The sequence below is a fragment of the Arthrobacter sp. FW306-2-2C-D06B genome (genome assembly GCF_021789175.1).
Taxonomy (GTDB): domain Bacteria; phylum Actinomycetota; class Actinomycetes; order Actinomycetales; family Micrococcaceae; genus Arthrobacter.
Genome location: NZ_CP084560.1, coordinates 4,515,425 through 4,534,328, shown reverse-complemented (window position 1 = coordinate 4,534,328; position 18,904 = coordinate 4,515,425). Strand labels below are relative to the sequence as shown.

16 protein-coding genes are annotated in these 18,904 nt (G+C 64.5%); 12 read left to right on the top strand and 4 right to left on the bottom strand.

What is annotated here, in order from left to right; genetic code table 11:
- Nucleotides 1-25 precede the first annotated feature (25 nt).
- From LFT47_RS21220 to LFT47_RS21190, 7 genes are all read left to right on the top strand, one after another.
- The gene (locus LFT47_RS21220; RefSeq protein WP_236818747.1) at nucleotides 26-619 is read left to right on the top strand and encodes a response regulator; all 594 of its coding nucleotides are present in this window, start codon (nucleotides 26-28) and stop codon (nucleotides 617-619) included.
- 96 nt (nucleotides 620-715) lie between these two features.
- A complete protein-coding gene (locus tag LFT47_RS21215) occupies nucleotides 716-2,710 on the top strand; it encodes a penicillin-binding transpeptidase domain-containing protein (RefSeq protein WP_236813883.1) in 1,995 nt (664 codons plus the stop codon).
- 136 nt (nucleotides 2,711-2,846) lie between these two features.
- Nucleotides 2,847-4,127: an FAD-dependent oxidoreductase gene (locus LFT47_RS21210; RefSeq protein ID WP_236813881.1), complete on the top strand. Its 1,281-nt coding sequence runs from the start codon at nucleotides 2,847-2,849 to the stop codon at nucleotides 4,125-4,127.
- A gap of 23 nt (nucleotides 4,128-4,150) precedes the next feature.
- Nucleotides 4,151-4,729 (top strand): TetR/AcrR family transcriptional regulator, encoded by a 579-nt coding sequence (locus LFT47_RS21205; RefSeq protein WP_236813879.1) that lies wholly within the window; start codon nucleotides 4,151-4,153, stop codon nucleotides 4,727-4,729.
- A gap of 34 nt (nucleotides 4,730-4,763) precedes the next feature.
- Nucleotides 4,764-6,446, top strand: coding sequence for an ABC-F family ATP-binding cassette domain-containing protein (locus LFT47_RS21200; RefSeq protein ID WP_236813877.1), 1,683 nt, complete (start codon nucleotides 4,764-4,766; stop codon nucleotides 6,444-6,446).
- 310 nt (nucleotides 6,447-6,756) lie between these two features.
- Nucleotides 6,757-7,527 (top strand): DeoR/GlpR family DNA-binding transcription regulator, encoded by a 771-nt coding sequence (locus tag LFT47_RS21195; protein WP_236813875.1) that lies wholly within the window; start codon nucleotides 6,757-6,759, stop codon nucleotides 7,525-7,527.
- Nucleotides 7,524-8,717 carry an MFS transporter gene (locus LFT47_RS21190; protein ID WP_236813874.1) on the top strand — a complete coding sequence of 398 codons (1,194 nt, stop codon included), beginning with the start codon at nucleotides 7,524-7,526 and terminating at the stop codon, nucleotides 8,715-8,717. The genes LFT47_RS21195 and LFT47_RS21190 overlap by 4 nt, the downstream gene beginning before the upstream one ends.
- Before the next feature lie 87 nt (nucleotides 8,718-8,804).
- Here the strand turns inward: LFT47_RS21190 and LFT47_RS21185 are convergent, their stop codons facing one another.
- The 4 genes from LFT47_RS21185 to LFT47_RS21170 are packed head-to-tail and all read right to left on the bottom strand — an operon-like array spanning nucleotide 8,805 to nucleotide 12,794.
- Nucleotides 8,805-9,218, bottom strand: coding sequence for a hypothetical protein (locus LFT47_RS21185; RefSeq protein ID WP_236813872.1), 414 nt, complete (start codon nucleotides 9,216-9,218; stop codon nucleotides 8,805-8,807).
- Nucleotides 9,219-9,276: 58 nt separating this feature from the next.
- On the bottom strand, nucleotides 9,277-10,524 hold the full coding sequence (locus LFT47_RS21180) for an ABC transporter permease (protein WP_059388845.1): 1,248 nt from the start codon (nucleotides 10,522-10,524) through the stop codon (nucleotides 9,277-9,279).
- Nucleotides 10,521-11,249 (bottom strand): ABC transporter ATP-binding protein, encoded by a 729-nt coding sequence (locus tag LFT47_RS21175; protein WP_236813870.1) that lies wholly within the window; start codon nucleotides 11,247-11,249, stop codon nucleotides 10,521-10,523. The genes LFT47_RS21180 and LFT47_RS21175 overlap by 4 nt, the downstream gene beginning before the upstream one ends.
- Before the next feature lie 6 nt (nucleotides 11,250-11,255).
- On the bottom strand, nucleotides 11,256-12,794 hold the full coding sequence (locus LFT47_RS21170) for an efflux RND transporter periplasmic adaptor subunit (RefSeq protein WP_236813868.1): 1,539 nt from the start codon (nucleotides 12,792-12,794) through the stop codon (nucleotides 11,256-11,258).
- Nucleotides 12,795-12,952: 158 nt separating this feature from the next.
- On the opposite strand from LFT47_RS21170, the gene LFT47_RS21165 reads away from it, so the two are divergent.
- The 5 genes from LFT47_RS21165 (at nucleotide 12,953) to LFT47_RS21145 (ending at nucleotide 18,538) form a co-directional block, all read left to right on the top strand.
- Entirely contained in the window at nucleotides 12,953-14,449 is a 1,497-nt protein-coding gene (locus LFT47_RS21165; RefSeq protein ID WP_236813866.1) for a bifunctional phosphatase PAP2/diacylglycerol kinase family protein, read from the top strand.
- 176 nt (nucleotides 14,450-14,625) lie between these two features.
- Entirely contained in the window at nucleotides 14,626-15,624 is a 999-nt protein-coding gene (locus tag LFT47_RS21160; protein ID WP_236813864.1) for an ABC transporter ATP-binding protein, read from the top strand.
- Entirely contained in the window at nucleotides 15,621-16,511 is an 891-nt protein-coding gene (locus tag LFT47_RS21155; protein WP_236813862.1) for an ABC transporter permease, read from the top strand. The genes LFT47_RS21160 and LFT47_RS21155 overlap by 4 nt, the downstream gene beginning before the upstream one ends.
- Before the next feature lie 48 nt (nucleotides 16,512-16,559).
- Nucleotides 16,560-17,846, top strand: a complete 1,287-nt coding sequence (locus LFT47_RS21150; protein WP_236813860.1) for a sensor histidine kinase — start codon at nucleotides 16,560-16,562, stop codon at nucleotides 17,844-17,846.
- Nucleotides 17,843-18,538, top strand: coding sequence for a response regulator (locus LFT47_RS21145; protein ID WP_236813858.1), 696 nt, complete (start codon nucleotides 17,843-17,845; stop codon nucleotides 18,536-18,538). Before LFT47_RS21150 ends, LFT47_RS21145 begins: the two co-directional genes overlap by 4 nt.
- Nucleotides 18,539-18,904: the final 366 nt, after the last annotated feature.

The window sequence follows — 18,904 nt, the reverse complement described above, 5'->3', positions numbered from 1 at the left end:
CGTGGTCCGGGCGGGACTACGCGCCATGCTTGCCGACTTCGAAGGCGTCCAAGTGGTGGCGGAAGCGGCCGACGGCGGCGCCGCATTGGCGGAACTGTCGAAGCTCCACACCCTCGGCGAACCCGTAGACGTGGTCCTCATGGACTTGCAAATGGGCTCGGGGATGGACGGCGTCACCGCCACCGGCAAGATCAAAGCCGGTGAAGCCGGAACTCCCCCGCCGCCGGTCCTGATCCTGACCACGTACGACAACGACGCCGACATCCTCGCCGCAGTGGAAGCCGGTGCCAGCGGATACATGCTCAAAGACGCGCCACCCGATCAAATCCGGCAGGCCGTGGTGTCTGCCGCAGCGGGTCAGACGGCCCTTGCGCCCGAGGTTGCCGCGCGGCTCATGGGACGGATCCGCAATCCAGTGCACGCCCTGAGTGCGCGTGAAGTCCAACTCGTGGAGCTCCTCGCCACCGGTATGAGCAACCGTGCGATGGCGAAGCTACTCTTCATTTCCGAGGCCACGGTCAAGACCCATTTGGTGCACATCTACGGCAAGCTGGGCGTCGACAATCGGACGGCGGCCATCGCGGGGGCAACCCAGCGCAGGATCATCCGAAGTCAGTAGGATCTGCCGGAAGCCCAAGTGCCTGAAGCATCACAAAAGCGCAACGTGCTGTGATTTGGATCATTCCGGTTGGCCTAAGAAGGCATAATGGCGCAAATGGGGAAAATCAAGAATCTTGTCCTGGGGCTTGCCGCCCTGACGATTGCGGGCTCGCTGACCGCTTGTGATGACGGCCGCTCCGGGGCGGAAGGCGCTGCGAAGCAGCTCGCGTCGTCCCTGGCCGCGCTCGACGTCGGATCGCTCGCCGTTGACGGCAAAGGCGCCGCAGCGGCGAACGAGCAGCTCAAGGCAGTGTTTGCGGCCCTCGATCCGGCCAAGCCGTCCGTTGAAAGCGGCGCTGTGAAGCTCGACGGCGACAAAGCGTCGGTCCCGCTCAACTTCACGTGGAAGATCGGAACTGCGGAGTGGAAATACACCTCCCAGGCCGCGCTGAAGAAATCCGGCGACAAGTGGGCCGTCCAATGGACCACGACACTCTTGGAGCCGGATCTGAAGGACGGCGAAGTCCTGGACAAGACCGTCAACTCGCCCTCCAGGGCCGATATCCTCGGCGCGGGGGACTCCAAATTGGTCAGCTACCGTCCCGTGGTTTACGTCGGCATCGACAAGACCACGATCGGATCCGCGGATCCTGCAGCTTCGGCGGCGAAGCTCGCGCAACTGGTCGGCGTGGACGAAGCCGCGTATGTGAAGCAAGTCCAGGCGTCCGGCCCGCAGGCATTCGTCAGCGCCATCACCCTGCGCGAGGACGGCAACCGGACGGTGACAGACCAGCAGATTGCGGCGATTCCGGGCGCCCGTGCCATCCACGATTTTCTGCCCTTGGCACCGACACGTACCTTCGCCCGTGCCGTGTTGGGCACCGTCGCCGAGGCAAGCGCCGAACAGATCCAAAAGGCCGGGGGTGCCCTTAAGGCCGGAGACGTCGTCGGGACCGGCGGCCTGGAGGAACAATACGAGAACCAGCTGCGTGGCCAGGATGGAGTCTCCATCAAGACCCGGCCGCAAGGCATGACCGACGACCAGATCAAGGCAGCAAATCCGGATCCCCGCCGAGTGCTTTTTGCCGTCAATGCGAAGCCCGGCGATCCGTTGAAGACCACCTTGGATCCGCGTTTGCAGCAACTCGCTGAAGACACCTTGGGCGGGGTCGGCCCGGCCTCGGCCATAGTGGCGCTCCGCCCCTCCACCGGCGCGGTCCTCGCAGCGGCCTCCGGCCCTGGAAGCAACGGCTACAACACGGCAATGCTGGGGCAGTACGCGCCGGGTTCCACGTTCAAGATCGTTGATTCACTCGCCTTGATCCGCAACGGAATGACGCCGGATTCCAAGGTTGAATGCACGCCAACAATTACAGTGGACGGCCGGACCTTCAAGAACGCCGAAGGCTATCCGGTGTCGTCGCTCGGCTCGGTTGCTTTGCGTGAGGCTTTTGCGCATTCGTGCAACACGGCCTTCATCAGTTCTCGGGACAAGGTCAGCCAAGCCCAGCTCGAATCCGCGGCAACTTCATTGGGAGTGGCAGTCCAGGCCCCGAAACTGGGGGCCGATGCCTTCCTGGGCTCCGTGCCGGGAAACGCCGACGGCACCGAGCACGCGGCTTCGATGATCGGCCAGGGCAAAGTGCTGCTTTCCCCGCTGGCTGCGGCGATCATGGCAGCTTCGGTGGCCCGCGGCGCGCCGGTGTCGCCGCAACTCGTCCTGAACCCCGGCCCAGCCTCACCCTCCGCGAGTGCCACGCCGACGGCGTCCGGCGCACCGTCGTCGTCGGCGTCCCCCGCGGCGTCCGTGTCTCCCGCCGCACCGGCGTCCGACAAGCCGGTTACGTCGGCTGAGGCAGCCGCGCTTAGCGACATGATGAGGGCTGTGGTGACCTCCGGCCACGCGGGTTTCCTCGCGTCGGTGCCGGGGGCACCTGTTGGCGCGAAGACCGGGACGGCCGAGTTCGGAAGCGACAATCCGCCCAAGACGCACGCCTGGATTGTTGCAGTCCAGGGAGATCTGGCGGTGGCTGTGTTCGTGGAAGACGGTGGGCTCGGTGCGACAACCAGCGGCCCGCTGCTCAAATCGTTCCTCACCGCGGCTGGCTGAGCCGTCCGTATTTCGGCACGATATGTGAGCGAGCGTAGCCCGGGGGGAGGCTCGCAGTCTCTCTAGACAGGCATTGCCTACAGGTGCACACTTAATTCAACGCTTGTTGAATTAGTTGCATCCTGCGGGAGTGGCCATGAACCAGCCTGAAAGCACCACGTGCGTCATCGCGGGCGGGGGCCCAGCGGGGGTGATGCTCGGACTCCTTCTGGCCCGGGCCGGCGTCGACGTCACCGTCCTCGAAAAGCACGCCGACTTCCTGCGCGACTTCCGCGGCGACACCGTCCATCCCTCCACCATCCGTCTCTTGGATGAGCTTGGGCTGGGCGAGGGATTCCGGGGTTTGCCCCAAAGCAAGCTCGGCAATTTCAAACTCCCCGCGGGCGGAAAGGAAGTGACCCTGGTCGACTTCGATCGCCTCAAGCCGCCCTACGATTACGTAGCCATGGTTCCGCAGTGGGACCTCCTGAATTTCCTGGTGGACGCCGCACAGCAAGAGCCGCAGTTCAGGCTCCGGATGAACACCGAGGCCACGGATCTGCTGTACGACGACGGCGGTAAGGTCGCCGGGGTGGCGTACCGCATCCGGGACGCGGCGTCCGGAGCGGAAACCGGGACAGGGGAGCTTCGCGCGACGTTGACGGTGGCATGCGACGGCCGCAGCTCGGTGCTCCGGCAGAAGGCAGGACTGGTCCCCCGCGAGTTCCCCGTGCCGTTCGACACCTGGTGGTTCAGGCTCTCCCGGCACGCGGACGAACAGGGAAAGTTGGCCTCGATCATGCCCCGCTTCTCCGGCAGCGACGTGCTCCTCAGCCTGACGCGCAAGGACTTCTACCAGATCGGCTACATCGCGGAGAAGGGCAAGGACCCGCAAATGCGTGCCGAAGGGGTGGAGAGCTTCCGTGCCCGCGTGGTCCGAATCCGCCCGGATCTGGCGGACCGCGTGGATGAAATCAAATCCATGGACGATCTGCATTTGCTCGATGTGAAACTCAACCGGATCAAGCCCTGGCACAAACCAGGCCTTCTCCTCATCGGAGACGCCGCCCACGCCATGTCTCCCGCAGGCGGTGTCGGAATCAACCTGGCCATCCAGGACGCCGTCGCCGCGGCCCAGCGCATCGCCCGTCCATTGCTTCAGGGCACCCTTGGCGAGGCGGATCTCGCTTCGGTGCAGAAGAGGCGTTGGCTCCCCACCGTGGTGATCCAGAATATGCAGCTCCTCATCCAGAAGGCGGTCTTCGGCCCCGCAGTGAAAGGCCAGTTGGTAGGCCCGCCGGGTCTGGTGGTCTTTGTCCTCCGCCACGCTCCCTGGTTCGGGAAACTTCCAGCCCTCATGATCGCCTTCGGGCCGCGGCCGGAGCACGCCCCGGACTTTGCGCGCCGGAAGCCCGCCGTGAACCGGAAACCGGTGTGAACAGGGGCCGCCGCCCGGGACCAGTGAGCAGCCGGGACGCGGTTCTCCGTGCCGCCCGCGAACAGTTCAGCCGCAAAGGATATGACGCCGCAACCGTCCGGGCGATCGCGGCCGAGGCCGGCGTGGATCCATCCATGATCAACCATCATTTCGGCACCAAGGAGCAGCTGTTCATGGCTGCGCTCGAATCACCCCTGGACCCCAAGGACCACGTATCGGCCGTCCTGGGCGGGCCACGGGAAGACGTCGGGGAGAGGCTGGTGGCGCGCTTCCTGACCGTGTGGGACTCCCCCGCGGGGGCAGCCGGCGTCGCGGTCCTGCGGACGGCGATGCAACACGAGTGGAGTGCCGCGCTGGTCCGCGAGTTCATCCTGAACCGGGCTGTCAATCCGCTTCTGGTTGGGCTTGGGGTGCCCGCGGAAGAGGCATCGTGGCGCGGAAACCTGGTGGCATCGCAGCTTTCCGGACTCATCCTGACCCGTTACCTGATCAAACTCGAGCCGATCGCCTCGGCGCCGCACGCCGTCGTCGTCCGGGCGCTGGGGCCGACAATACAGCGCTATCTCACTGGTGCCGTTGGCGCGGACCACCTGGGCGGCTGAGGAGTCCGCCGCGGTCCGTGGGAAGATTGAACGCGTGGCCCATATTGACGTTTCAGGCATCGACTACTTCCTCTCCGACGGCACCCAACTGCTCAACGGCGTGACTTTCAAGGTCCCGGACGGCAGCAAAACAGCCCTGATCGGGCCCAACGGAACGGGAAAGACCACCCTGTTCAAGATCATCGCCGGCGATCTCACGCCTGACGAAGGAGTGGTGGGCCGTTCCGGAACCATGGGCATCATGCGACAGTTCGTCGGGCAGGTCCGCGATGAATCCACAGTGCGTGACCTGCTCGTTTCGGCCGCGCCGCCTGCCCTCGCCGCGGCCGCCAAGGCGGTCGAGGACGCCGAGCTCGCCATGATGGAGCACGACGACGAGCCAACCCAGATGCGGTACGCCCAAGCGATCGTGGACTGGGGAGACGCCGGAGGGTACGACGTCGAGACCGTCTGGGACGAGGTCTGCATGGCCGCGCTCGGCATCCCCTTTGACCGCGCACAGCACCGCCCGGCGTCGAGCCTTTCGGGCGGCGAGCAGAAGCGGCTGGTGCTTGAGGCACTGTTCTCGGGACCGGATCAGCTGCTGCTCCTCGACGAACCGGACAACTACCTCGACGTTCCTGGCAAGCGTTGGCTCGAAGGCAAGCTCAACGAGTCCAAGAAGACGGTCTTCTTCATCAGCCACGACCGCGAGCTGCTCAACAACGCCGCGGGCCGCATCGTGACGCTTGAACCCGGCATCAACGGGGCCGGCGCCTGGGTGCACGGCGGCGGCTTCGGCACCTATGTGGACGCGCGTATCGACCGCAACGCGCGATTCGAGGAACTGCGCAAGCGCTGGGACGAGGAGCACCTGAAGCTCAAGGAACTCGTCATTATGTACAAGACCAAGGCTGCATTCCGCTCGGACATGGCCAACAAGTACCAGGCCGCGCAGACGCGGCTCGCCAAGTTCCTGGAGGCCGGGCCGCCCGAAGCCCTGCCCCTGGAGCAGAACGTGCACATGCGCCTCAAGGGAGGCCGCACGGCCAAACGCGCCGTGGTGGCTGAAAAGCTTGAACTCACGGGCCTGATGAAGCCATTCTCCACCGAGATCTGGTTCGGGGACCGCGTGGGCGTGCTCGGTTCCAATGGCTCGGGCAAGAGCCACTTCCTGCGGCTCCTCGCAGCCGGCGGCACCGACCCGGAACGCGAGCATTTGCCCGTTTCGGACGTCGAAATCGCTGAAGTTCCGCACGAGGGCACCGTCAAACTGGGTGCCAGGATCCGTCCCGGATTCTTCGCGCAGACTCACTCCCGTCCGGATCTCCTGGGCCGGACGCTCCTGGACATCCTGCACCGGGGTGACGAACACCGTTCCGGGCTGGGCCGCGAGGCCGCTTCCGGCGCGCTCGACTCCTACGGGCTGGTGGGCTCGGCCGAGCAGAAGTATGAGTCGCTCTCCGGCGGGCAGCAGGCGCGCTTCCAGATCCTGCTCCTCCAGCTGTCCGGCGCGACGCTCCTCCTCCTGGACGAACCAACGGACAACTTGGACCTGCACTCGGGCGAGGCCTTGGAGCGTGCGATCGACGCGTTCGAGGGAACTGTCCTCGCCGTCACGCACGATCGCTGGTTTGCGAAGTCCTTCGACCGTTTCCTCGTTTTCGGATCCGACGGCAAAGTCTACGAATCCGCCGAGCCCGTCTGGGACGAGTCCCGGGTAGAGCGGGCGCGCTGACGTCCAGCCGAGACTGGCCGACGCCGGCCGCGGGCCTGGGAACGCTCGCTCACCTTTGGGGTGTTTTTTCGGAACGCTCGCTCACCTTTGGTGCGTCGCCACGGGACGCCCGCTCACCTTTGACGGGTCGCCACGGGACGCGCGCTCACCTCGAGTGAGCGAGCGAGCGTCGGGTTGAAACGCGGCATACGTGAGCGAGCGTCGGGTTGAAATGCGTCATAGGTGAGCGAGCGTTTGAGTCGTTCGGCATGCAGGCACCCATATGATCACCAATAATGATTAAATGCTCATTCTTGGATAGCATATGAGCATGAGGACTGCTGACCGCCACCGGCTCATTGGCGAGCTACTGCGCAAGCGCGAAGAGATCACAGTTGACGAGCTCGTTGCCGAATGCGGAGCCTCGGGGGCCACTATTCGGCGCGACCTGGAAATCCTCGCGTCCCACGGCGTCCTACGCCGCGTGCATGGCGGGGCCCGCAGCCTCGTGGACCGCGGCGACAACCCGGGCTATGGGCAGCGCGAACTCGAGGACCAGGACGCCAAGGAGAGAATCGCCGTCGGCGTCGAACGGCTACTCCGCGACCGCGATCACGTGTGGCTGGACAGCGGTTCCACGGCCACGGAGATCGCGCGCCGGCTCGCGCAGCGGGAACTGACCATCATGCCGATGTCCCTTCGTGCGGTGGAGTTCCTGACCACGGACCTTGCCTCGGGACGGCGTCCCGGTCTCTTGTTGCCTGGCGGCAGCCTGGTTCCCGGCGAGCAGTCATTCCGGGGACCGATGGCAGAGGCCAACATCCGCTCTCTACGCTTTGACACCGCGATCGTCACTCCGTGTGCCATTAACCTCAAGGACGGCCTGCTGGCGCACGATCTCGAGGACGCCGCGATCAAGCGGGCAGGCCTGGAATCGGCCGGCCGGGTGATCGTGGCCTGCACAGGAAGTAAATGGAATGCACAGGCCGTGGCCTTGGTTGCAGCCATGGACGCGGTAGATGTCATTGTGACGGACCGGAAGCCAAACACTGAAGAACGCACCCTACTTGAAAATCTCTCCGTGGAAGTTGTGATCGTATGACCACCAGCACCCGAACCGCTCCGAACGTCAAAGCCGCGGCAATCGCCACTTTCCTGGTTTTCGGCATGAACGGGCTGGTCTTTGCCAGTTGGGCGGCCCGCATACCCGCCGTCACCCAGACCCTGCACCTGTCGTCGGGACAGATGGGCACACTCCTCCTGTGCACCGCCGTCGGGTCCCTTGTGGCGCTGCCCTCCGCGGGGTGGGTTGTCGGCAGGATCGGTACGGCCAATACCGTCCGCGCTGCCGGTCTGCTGGCCGCCTCTGCCGGAGCGGCCATCGCGTTCTCCTTGATGGCCGGCTCCGTGGTCGCCACCGCGCTCGCGCTGTTTTTCTTCGGCGTCGGGGTTGGGCTATGGGATGTGTCGCAGAATATCGAAGGGGCCGACGTCGAACATCGCCTCGGGCGCACCATCATGCCGCAGTTCCACGCGGCTTTTAGCGGGGGTGCCTTTGTGGGTGCGCTGGTTGGCGCGTGGCTTTCCGAGATCGGCGTTGGACTACCGGAGCACCTGTTGGTGATTGCCGGCGTCGTGGTCCTTCTCACTTTGACGGCGCCGCGTTACTTCATGCCCCACGAAGCCACAGGAACAATGCCCGACGGCGGCGCGCCCGCCGTGAAGGGCCCGTCGGCTTGGCGGGACACCCGTACCCTGTTGATCGGTGTGGTGGTGCTGGGAGCGACCCTCACGGAAGGGGCCGGAAACGACTGGATCGCCAAGGCCTCGGTCGATGGCTTGAATACTTCCGAATCGGCAGGCGCGCTTTTGTTTGCGCTCTTCGTGGCGGCGATGACGCTCATGCGCTTCTTCGGCGGCCGCGCGATCGACAGGTTCGGGCGCGTAGCCGTGCTGCGGGTCAGCATGGCCGCCGCAGCAGTGGGCCTGGCCCTCTTCGTTTTCGCGGGCGATCTCATCCTTGCCGGGGTGGGTGCGGCTCTTTGGGGTATCGGCGCGGCTTTGGCTTTCCCGATGGGCATGTCCGCTGCTGCCGATGATCCTAAGCACGCAGCCGCGCGCGTCTCGGTGGTCTCGACAATCGGTTATGTAGCGTTTCTCGCCGGGCCGCCGCTTCTGGGATATCTAGGTGACCACACCGGCATCCACATGGCCCTGCTTGCGATCGGGGCGCCGATTCTGATCGCACTGTGGCTGGCCGGCGCCGCGAAACCTTTGGCGAAAAGCAACTGACCCGCAGTTGTTGTCGTTATGAGGCGTCAAAACGACAACAACTGCGAGCTAGTTGGGTGGGTACGGCGCTGGGGAGCAATTGGGTGGTTACGGTGCCGAGGTGGCAGGTGCCGAAGGAACCGCGCTCGGCGACGCCCCGTTGGTCGGAGCGCCGCTCTGCCGGTTCCGTCCTTGGCCGCCCTGGCCGTTGAAGTTCTGGAACTGGCCGCGGCCGGGACGGGCCTGGCCGGCATCCATGAGCTTGGTGACGCCAACGCCTCCGAAGAAGCCGACAGCAACAAGCAGCACGGCAAGGAGGATCTGCGTCAGGCGGCCCATCTGGAACCGCTTCTTGGGCACGAACGGCTCCGGCGCTTGGGGTTGGCCCCAACCCTGTCCGGTGGGTTCCTGGCCGGTGGCTTGCAGGACCGCGGTGGGCTGTCCGGCGTTGGGCTGTTGGGTGTAGGGCTGCTGGGGCTCCGGCTGGTTCGTGGGGCCGGGCTCCGGTGCTGAATAGGACATTTGTGGATCTCCTGTTGGCTGTTTCTTTTTGAGTTGCTGGGGAGTGGAAGGTGGGCGGCTATTCGTACCGCAGGGCGTCGATGGGCCTTAGTTTCGCAGCCTTGTTGGCCGGGTAGATTCCGAAAATCAAGCCGATTGCAGCCGATACCAGGAACGACAGCCACACGGTCCACCACTGGACTTCGGGTTGCGTTCCGAGCAGGGGGAACGCGCTGCCGATGTAGCCTGCGGCAATTCCCAGCACCCCGCCGATCAGCGAAATGATGAGCGATTCGATCAGGAACTGGCTCACGATGCTGCCCCGCGAGGCTCCGATCGCCTTGCGGATGCCGATTTCGCGGGTACGTTCGGTGACCGTTACGAGCATGATATTCATGACGCCGATTCCGCCCACCAGGAGCGAAATGCCGGCCACGGCACCCAAGAGGATGGTCAGCGTGGCCGTGGTGGTGGTGGCTGTCGTGAGGATCTGCGCTTGGTTGCGCACTTGGTAGTCACGGTTGGCGGAGGTGACGTTATGCCTGGCATCGAGGATCATCTGAACCTCGTTCTGTGCCTGGTTCATCACGTCCGCTGATTTCGCCTGGACAGTGATGGAGGCAAGCGACGGCGAGTATCCGGTGAACTTGTCCTGGGCCGCACTGTAGGGGATCACCACAATGTCGTCTGGATCGTTGAGGCCCGAGGACCCCTTTTGGGCCAGGACGCCGGAGACCACGAAGTTCTGGCCGTTGAGGGCGATCGTCTGCCCCACCGCCGAGGTCACCGAGCTGCCCACCAGGTCCTGCGCAACGGTGTTGCCGATCACGGCAACTGCGGTGCCGCTGCTGGCGTCGCCGTCGCTGAAGTAGGACCCCGCCGCGAGCGTGTCGTTCGAAATGGAAAAGTACGACGGCGTGGTCCCCACGAATGTTGCGACCGCGTGGGTTGCGTCCTGGTAAGTACCCGTGACGTTCTGTGCCGTGACCACCGGAGCCGTTGCGGCGACGTCGGGGGCCATGACGGGATCCGTCAGCGCGGCCATGTCCTGGAGCGTGAGGTTGGTGCCACGGGACCGCGGACCGGTGACGGCTTGTCCGCCGCCCGCGGCGCGGCCGCCTGCGGTCGTCTGGCGGCTCACGGTGAGTACGTTGGTTCCCAGTTTGCCGATCTGGGCCTTGATGGCGTTGGAGGTTCCGGCTCCCACGGCCAGCAGGATGATGACGGAGGCGATGCCGATCAAGATGCCCAAGGTGGTGAGGATGGAGCGCATCTTGTTGGCCATCACCCCGGTCAGGGCGAAGCGGACTGATTCGGCGATCATCATGCCGGCACCGCCGTCGCTACTGGGTGCGCATTAACGGCTCGGATCCGGTGGTCCTCAATGATGTGCCCGTCCTGGAAGCGCACAACACGGTTGGCCCGCGCAGCGACGTCCGCCTCGTGGGTGATCATCACGATGGTCCGGCCGTTGGCGTGCAAGGACTCGAAGAGATCCAGGATTTCGTGTGAGGACTTGGTGTCCAGTGCACCCGTCGGCTCGTCTGCCAGCAGCAGCACCGGGTTGGTCACGAGTGCCCGGGCGATGGCAACACGCTGTTGCTGTCCGCCGGAGAGCTGTGAAGGCTTGTGGTCGGCCCGCTCCGCCAAACCCACGGAGTCGAGCACTTCCAGGGCCCGCTCGCGCCGTTCCTTGCGGTGCACTTTTGCGTACGCGAGGGGCATGGAGACGTTGTCCACTGCCCGCGTGCGTGGAATCAGGTTGAAGTTCTGGAAGACGAAGCCGATTTTCCGGTTGCGGATCTGCGCGAGCTGGAATTCGTCCAGGGTCCCGGTAGCGATGCCGTCCAGGTGATAAGTCCCCTGGGTGGCGCCGTCGAGGCAACCGATGATGTTCATCATGGTGGACTTTCCGGAGCCCGAGGCCCCGATGATGGCCACGAAGTCGCCCCGGTCAATGGAGATGCTGACGGAATCGAGTGCCCGTACTTCGGCCTCCCCTTTGCCATAGATCTTGCTGACGGAGTCCAGTTGGATGACGGCGTCGTTCACGGCTGCTTACCCGCCATTTCCGCGGGTGCCACCAGTGCCGCCAGTAACTCCGGCGCCTCCTGTTCCACCGAACCCGCCCGTACCGCCAAGTCCGCCCGTCCCGGTTCGTCCGGTGGTGCCGGTGGTGTCGAGGGTGGAGGAGATGGCAGGGAGTTCAATCTGATCGCCAGCGCTGAGTCCGGTGAGCACCTGGGTGCGGCCATTGTCCGTGATCCCGGTGGTGATGGTCACCGCCGTCGAGGTTCCGTTCTTCATCACGTTGACGGTCTGCTTGGTCCCGGTGGTCGTGATGGCCAGCGACGGCACCGTCAAAGCGTTCTTGGCGGTGGCCGTCGTCACGGAGATGTTTGCGCTCTGGCCGAGCCGGAGGGCAGCCGGGGGGTTCTTGATGGAGATCGTCACGGGGTAGCTGACCACGTTGTTCGTTGTTGTGGCGTTCTGGGCGATTGCCGTGATGGTGCCGGTGACGGGTGCCGCGGTGGGGTCGGTCTTGAGCGCCGGGAAGGTGAAGGTGGCGGAGTCGCCGGTCTTCATGGCGGCAATGTCGGATTCGGCGAAGTTGGCGATGACCTGCAGATGCGCGGTGTCGCTGATGGTGATCAGTCCGGACGACGATGTGCTCGCCGCGCCTGCGGAAGAGCTGCTGGAGGAAGGGGAAGCCCCGGAAGAACCGGAAGCCGAGGACCCGGATGAGCCGGAGCTGCTGCCCGCATTGCCTCCGACGACGGCGTTCACAGCGGTGACCGTTCCTGAAACCGGGGCCGCGAGCGAGCAGGACGCCAGGTTTTTGGTTGCGGTGTCGACGGCAATTTGGGCCGACGTCGTATTGGATGTGGCGCCCCCACCGCTTTGGGCGGAATTCAGGGCCGTCGCAGCCGAGGCGATCTGCTCTTTGTCCTTGAGGGCGGAACTGGCTTGCTGGTTGACGGCCTGGGTCAGTGCCTGGTTGTCCTTGGCCAGCTGGGCCTGTGCCGTGTTGAGCGCGTTCTGGGCCGGCTGGCTGCTGGGCTGGGCGCTGGCAGCGGTCTGGGCCGCAGCAACAGTCGCATTGTCGTTGTTCACCGCTGTCTGCGCGGCGGCCACGGCACTGGCTTGCTGGCTCGCGTCCAGGTTGGCCGTTTGTTGGGCGTTGGCCAGGCTCTGATTCGCCGAAGCTACCTGGTTGCTGGCTGAGGCCTGCTGTTGGTTTGCCTGCGCGGCGGCCGAATCCAGTTGGGCCTGGGCGACGGCCAGGGCGTTCTGGGCGTTCGTCGGATCAATCGTCACCAGCACCTGCCCGGCCGTGACTTGCTGACCGGTCACGGCGGAAACAGTGGCGATGGGCCCGGTGCAGTTCTGCGCGTTGATGACCGTGGTGCTTGCGGGCGAGACGTTTCCGCTCGCCGTAGAGACGGCGGCGAGGTCCGCTGCGCTGACCGCGACGGTGCGGGCGGTGGTGTCGGCGGCCGTTTGCGGCACGCCGTTCAGCACGAAGAAGGCGCCGGCGGCAATGCCGATTACGGCCACCCCGATGCCGCTGTTGATGAGTTGAGGCTTTGAGAGCATGCCCGAAGACTATGATCGCTCTCTTGGAGAAGACCGAGTGCTACCTGATCGTTTACCCTATGTGACGCCCTGCGCGGTGTGCCGATTCCCTCGAGTATGTGGGGAAGAACGACCTCCACAATCCCACATCCTAACCAGCCCGCCGATAGTCTGGTGGAATGCCAAGCATGCTGCGATGGGGATCAGGGCGGATAGCGCGACTCGATCGGGCGACGGTCCGAGCAGTCTCGCGGTGGCCGGAGGGCTCGCATGACGCCGTTCTGAAAAACCTCTCGGAGGCCGCTACAAAGGGCAAGCTCTGGTTTGCTGTCGCTGGCGTTTGCGCGGCATTTCCGGGTAAGCCACGTAACGCGGCGATTCACGGACTCCTGGCCCTTGGCGTTGCGTCGGCCGTCACCAATCTCGGTTTCAAGACGCTTCTTCCGCGGACGCGGCCATTGCCCGAGCTCCTGCCGGCATTCCGCTTTGTCAACCCGCAGCCCACAAGCTCCTCGATGCCGTCGGGTCACTCAGCATCTGCTGTCGCATTCACTCTTGGTGTCGCCCTGGTGAATCCCCGCCTTGGTGCAGTTTTGGCTCCTGTTGCCGCGGGCGTGGCGTATTCCCGGGTTCACACAGGCGCCCACTGGCCCTCCGACGTCGTGCTCGGCTCGGCGATCGGCGCCGGAGCGGCCCTCCTGACGCGAAAATGGTGGCCGGCCCGCCCTCCCGTTCCGGACACGGACCGTTCACCGGCCGACGCGCCCGGTGTCGGCGACGGCGAGGGGTTGAGCATTGCGGTCAATGCCCTTGGCGGTTCCTACTCGCCGGAGACCGAAACCCAGCTTCGGGAAATATTCCCCAAGGCGCATATAAGCCTCATTTCCGATGGCGATGATGTGGTAGCCCAAATCAAGGCCGAGGCAGGGCGGCCCGGGACGAAGGCTCTGGGCGTGTGGGGCGGCGACGGAACCGTCGGCGCTGCCGCGGCGGCCGCCGTCGAGCGCTCGCTGCCTTTGCTGGTGCTGCCCGGTGGAACACTCAACCATTTCGCACGTGACGTGGACGCCCGGTCCCTCGAAGGGGCCCTCAAGGCCGCCAAAACGGGAGCAGCAGCATGGACGGACCTGGGCCATGTGAGCGCGGGCCGCGGCGTCGATGGCAAGGACGAGACCACCGAGCTCATCATGCTCAATACGGCAAGCGTCGGCGTTTACCCCAACTTGGTGCGGCGACGCGAACGGCTGCAGCCCGCCTTGGGGAAGCCCCTCGCGGGACTTGTCGCAGGCCTGCGCACTTTCGGCGCGGCAACGCCGACCACCCTCCGGATCAACGGTGTCCCCCACAAGTTGTGGATCCTCTACTTGGGCCGGGGCCGCTACTACCCGCGGGACCTGGCGCCATTGACGCGTCCCGTGCTTGACGACGGCGTGCTGGACATCCGCATGGTCACGGCCGATGAGCCCTTTGCACGGCTGCGCTTGCTGTGGGCGATCCTCACCGGAACCGTGGGTACATCGAAAGTGACCCACCTCAGCGAAGCCGCGGAGCTCAGCATCGAAGCGATCGGTGAACCACTCGTGATTGCGGTTGACGGCGAGCCCCTGCCCGGTGTGCGGACCGCGGAGTTCACGGTGAAACGCCGGGCGCTGCGGGTGTATTCACCGCTTTACTAGAGTTTTCCTAGCGCTTTCCCGGTGCCCGGAAGTCCACGTCGCGGCCCGCATCATCCATAGGGACTACCCTGAGCGGCCCCTGAATCATCCCTGAGACCGGCGAATTCCGCCGTGCCGGTGGCTAGCGTTGTACCTACAGTCACCACATAGCTGCAGCAAGCGGAGGGAACGCTTCCATGATTGAGGCAACAGGCTTGAGGAAGGTCTACGGCGCAAAGACAGCCGTGGACGGAATCAGCTTCACCGTACAGCCCGGGAAAGTCACGGGCTTCCTTGGCCCGAACGGCGCCGGCAAGTCCACCACCATGCGCATGATCATGGGTCTCGACCGCCCGACGTCGGGCGACGTCATTGTCAACGGCAGGCACTACTCCCAGCACAAAGACCCGCTCCACCAAGTGGGAGCGCTGCTCGATGCCAAGGCGGTGCACACCAGCCGCAGCGCGTACAACCATCTGCGGGCCATGGCCGCAACCCACGGGATTCCGAACTCGCGCGTTGAGGAAGTCATCGAGATGACCGGCCTCACCGCCGTTGCCAAGAAGAAGGCCGGGGGGTTCTCCCTCGGCATGGGCCAGCGGCTTGGCATCGCCAACGCACTCCTGGGCGATCCCCAGACGCTCATCCTCGACGAACCGGTCAACGGACTGGATCCCGAGGGCGTCCAGTGGGTCAGGAACCTTGCGCGCTACCTGGCAAGCCAGGGCAAGACCATCTTCATTTCCAGCCACCTCATGTCCGAGATGGCCCAGACAGCGGACCACCTCATTGTGATCGGTCGCGGCAGGATCATCGCCGACACCACAGTGGATGCGCTGATTGAGAGCCAGTCCCGCAAGCGCACTTTGGTCCGTACCTCGGAGACCACTCGCTTGTCCGAGTTGCTGGCCCGCGACGGTGTCCGGGTGGAGCAGAACGAACGGGAAACCCTGGAAGTGTACGGAGTGGAGCCGCTCCGCATCGCCGAGCTCGCCCTGGACAACCGGGTCCTGGTTTACGAACTCACTCCGCTCACGTCGTCGCTGGAAGAGGCCTACTTCCAGCTCACCAAGGACGAGGTGGAATACCACTCGCACATCACCGGCGGACCGGCAGCACCAGGCGGGCCGCTTGACGGAAGCCCCGCCGGCGTCGGCGCCACATCCGCGGCCACCATGGAAGGGATCCAGTCATGAGCACCACCACCATCAGCAAGAAACATGCGGTCCCGTCAGCCGGGGCCGGTGGCGTCACTTTCCTCCGGGTACTGAACTCCGAATCCATCAAGTTCCGCACCCTCATGAGCACCAAGCTCCTGTTGGTCCTGACCTTCGTTGCCATTGTCGGCATCGGCCTGTTGTCCGCCCTGGTCCGCTGGAACTTCATCAACCAGATGGTCGAAGTCGGCCGGCAGGGTCATAAGGAAACGGTGCAGCAAGCTGTAGCCTCCTTCCCGCCGGGTTCGGGATTCGATCTTTACAACCTGCCGAACGCCGGACTCAACATCGGCATCCTGGTCATGGGATCCCTTGCCGTGCTCTTCATTGCCTCCGAGTACGCCACCGGCATGATCCGGTCAACCATGAATGCGGCTCCGGGACGGCTCTCCACCTTCGGCGCCAAAGCCGTGGTCCTGGTTGTGGTCTCCTATGTCCTTTCCGTCGTGGCCGGCGTCGTGACCTTCCTGGTGGCGTCGCCCATGTTCGCCAACTTCGGCCTTGACCTCGGATGGAACACGGATGGTGTCCTCTACAGCGTCTTCACCGGAGGCCTTTACGTCTCCGGGGTCGCGCTGATCGGCCTCTCTCTCGGAACACTGTTGAAGAACCCGGCCGGCGGCATCACTGTCCTGGTAGGCATCATGTTCGTCCTCCCGTTCGCCGGCCAATTCCTTGGCCTCGCACCCGGAGACTTCTGGAAGTACGTCCCCCAGTACCTGCCCAGTGAGGCCGGCGGGCGCTTCTTGTCGATCGGCCACGTAGACGGCACCCTGGATCCATGGGCGGGCGGCCTCGTGTTCCTTGGCTACGTCATCTTGTTCATGATTCCTGCCCTCATTGTGCTCAAGAAGCGCGACGTCTGATTCGCAATCCACGGACACCCGCTCGGGCAAGGCCACTAGGCTCAAGCCATGAGTGAAGAGTTGCCAGCACAGGACGCGTCGGCCCACGTGGCCGACGCGTCCTTTGCTGAAATCACGCTGCGCCGCCGTGGCAGGATCCGCCGCTATCTTTTTGAGCACCCGCGGGTCATGGACGCGGTGGTGGTGCTTTGCTATTCGCTGCTGGCTCTTCCTACGTTCATCAGCTCGATCGTGGATGGCAAGTGGTTCGCCGCCTTGCTGCTCGTTGCCATTGCAGCCATCCTGTTCCTTCGACGCCGCAATCCACTCAGTGTCACTGCGGCGGCTGCCGTCCTCGAGGTGGCCGTGACGCTGTTGAATCCCTGGGGTTCGAACGTCTCGGCGGGATTGTGGTTCGCGCTGTACGCCGTGGCCGTGGCGAGGACCCGGAGATTCGCGTTGACGGTGTTTGGGGCGGCGAGCCTGCCGCTGACCCTCGTGTACCTGTTCATGTGGACCAGCCCGGCGACCCCATCCAACGGAGAGGCGATTCCGGAGAATTTCCACCTCATCAGCAACATCGCCGCCGCGGCCAGCATTCTGTTGTCCAACCTGATCGCCACCGGGATTGGCATTTCGGTGCGGCAGGGGCGTGAGCACGAAAGCGAAATCAGGGCGTGGGCAGCCCGCACGGCCCGCTTGGGGTCCGTCACCGAACGCAACCGGATCGCCCGGGAGATGCACGACGTCGTGGCCCACTCCCTCACTGTCATGATCAGCCTTTCGGACGGCGCCGCCGTCGTGGTCAAGAAGGATCCGGAGCGCGCAGGTGAGGTGCTTGGCGAACTCTCCCGAACCGGCAGGACTGCGCTGGCCGACATGCGCCGCGTCCTTGGCGTGCTGCGGGACGACTCAGCCCGCCCGGCGACTTTGGAGCCGTTGGTTTCCGGGCACGACCTGAGCAAGCTGCTCGATGGATTCCGGACTGCAGGGCTGCCGTTGCACTATTCGCACACGGGACCGGCCCTTCCTGAAGACCCGGCGTTCCAGCTCACCGTCTACCGGATCGTGCAGGAATCCCTGACCAACGTGCTCAGGTACGGCCGTTCCTCGAGCCAAGTGGATGTGAGGATCGTGCGGGAGAGCGACTCGGTCACCATTGAAGTGCTCGACGACGGCCGAGGCTCCCGGGATGCGGGCACCGAAGAAGCGGTCTTGGGAACGGGCCAGGGCATCGCGGGAATGCGTGAACGTGCGGGAATTTATGCTGGAACCGTGGATGCCGGTCCTGGAATGCACGGCGGGTGGCGCGTCCATGCTGAGCTTAACTGGAATGGCGACAAGGGGAAATCATGACCGACAATGCTCCCATCAGGGTTCTGCTGGTGGACGACCAACCCCTGCTGCGCATGGGATTTCGGCTCATCCTGGAAGGCGAAGACGATCTCGAGGTAGTGGGCGAAGCCTCCGACGGCGCCGAAGCCGTACGGAAGGTCGAGGAACTGGAACCGGACGTGGTGCTCATGGATGTCCGGATGCCTGCCTTGGATGGAATCGAAGCCACACGGCGGATTACGGCCTCGGCATCCAACGCCAGGATCATCATCCTGACGACCTTTGACCTTGATGAATATGCATTCTCAGGCCTTCAGGCAGGGGCCTCCGCGTTCCTGCTCAAGGATGTTGCGCCTGCTGAGTTGGTCCAGGGCGTCCGTCTTGTGGCCAGCGGCGACGCCGTGGTGGCTCCGAGGGTCACCCAGCGGCTCCTGGAGACCTACGTCCGCGGGGGTCGCATGCCCGGCCACGCCACAGCCCAGCCCCGAGATCCGCTGCTCGAAGAATTGACGCCCCGCGAAACCGAGATGCTGGAAGCTATCGCCGCAGGGCTGTCCAACGCGGAAATCGCCCACAAGTTCTTCCTGTCCGAGGCCACGGTCAAGACCCACGTCCGGCGGATCCTCACCAAGCTGCACCTGCGGGACCGGGTGCAGGTAGTGGTGTACGCGTACGAAACAGGACTCGTGATCCCGAGCAACCCTGATTACTAACGTCAGCCTGAGCTCTCTTTGGCCGCTTAGCTTTAAATGCAGGCGGAACTGAGGATTCTCTCCATCATGGATTTCCTGGATGACCCTGTCAGGCATCGGGGCGCTCCGCTATGGTATGGCTCATGGGGGAACCGCGGAGCGAAGTTGTCGGGCAAAGTAACCAGGCTGCTTCTCGCCTGGGGACTGAAGCGCCGGGCAAGTTCTGGATGCTGGCGTGGTTGGCGTTCCTTCCGTTTGCCTTGATTCGGTCCGAAAACCTCGCCGAGTCAGATACATTTTGGCAGGTCCGCACGGGGCTCCTTACGATCACCGAAGGCCGAATTCCCTCAGTGGATCCGTTTTCGTGGACCGTCAGCGGAAAACCAT

What these genes read in the sequence shown, in the direction of transcription:
- LFT47_RS21220 (WP_236818747.1), top strand. Translation starts at nt 26, where the DNA reads ATGCTTGCCGACTTCGAAGGCGTCCAAGTGGTGGCGGAAGCGGCCGAC.
- LFT47_RS21215 (WP_236813883.1), top strand. Translation starts at nt 716, where the DNA reads ATGGGGAAAATCAAGAATCTTGTCCTGGGGCTTGCCGCCCTGACGATT.
- LFT47_RS21210 (WP_236813881.1), top strand. Translation starts at nt 2,847, where the DNA reads ATGAACCAGCCTGAAAGCACCACGTGCGTCATCGCGGGCGGGGGCCCA.
- LFT47_RS21195 (WP_236813875.1), top strand. Translation starts at nt 6,757, where the DNA reads ATGAGGACTGCTGACCGCCACCGGCTCATTGGCGAGCTACTGCGCAAG.
- LFT47_RS21190 (WP_236813874.1), top strand. Translation starts at nt 7,524, where the DNA reads ATGACCACCAGCACCCGAACCGCTCCGAACGTCAAAGCCGCGGCAATC.
- LFT47_RS21185 (WP_236813872.1), bottom strand. Translation starts at nt 9,218, where the DNA reads ATGTCCTATTCAGCACCGGAGCCCGGCCCCACGAACCAGCCGGAGCCC.
- LFT47_RS21180 (WP_059388845.1), bottom strand. Translation starts at nt 10,524, where the DNA reads ATGATGATCGCCGAATCAGTCCGCTTCGCCCTGACCGGGGTGATGGCC.
- LFT47_RS21170 (WP_236813868.1), bottom strand. Translation starts at nt 12,794, where the DNA reads ATGCTCTCAAAGCCTCAACTCATCAACAGCGGCATCGGGGTGGCCGTA.
- LFT47_RS21165 (WP_236813866.1), top strand. Translation starts at nt 12,953, where the DNA reads ATGCCAAGCATGCTGCGATGGGGATCAGGGCGGATAGCGCGACTCGAT.
- LFT47_RS21160 (WP_236813864.1), top strand. Translation starts at nt 14,626, where the DNA reads ATGATTGAGGCAACAGGCTTGAGGAAGGTCTACGGCGCAAAGACAGCC.
- LFT47_RS21155 (WP_236813862.1), top strand. Translation starts at nt 15,621, where the DNA reads ATGAGCACCACCACCATCAGCAAGAAACATGCGGTCCCGTCAGCCGGG.
- LFT47_RS21150 (WP_236813860.1), top strand. Translation starts at nt 16,560, where the DNA reads ATGAGTGAAGAGTTGCCAGCACAGGACGCGTCGGCCCACGTGGCCGAC.
- LFT47_RS21145 (WP_236813858.1), top strand. Translation starts at nt 17,843, where the DNA reads ATGACCGACAATGCTCCCATCAGGGTTCTGCTGGTGGACGACCAACCC.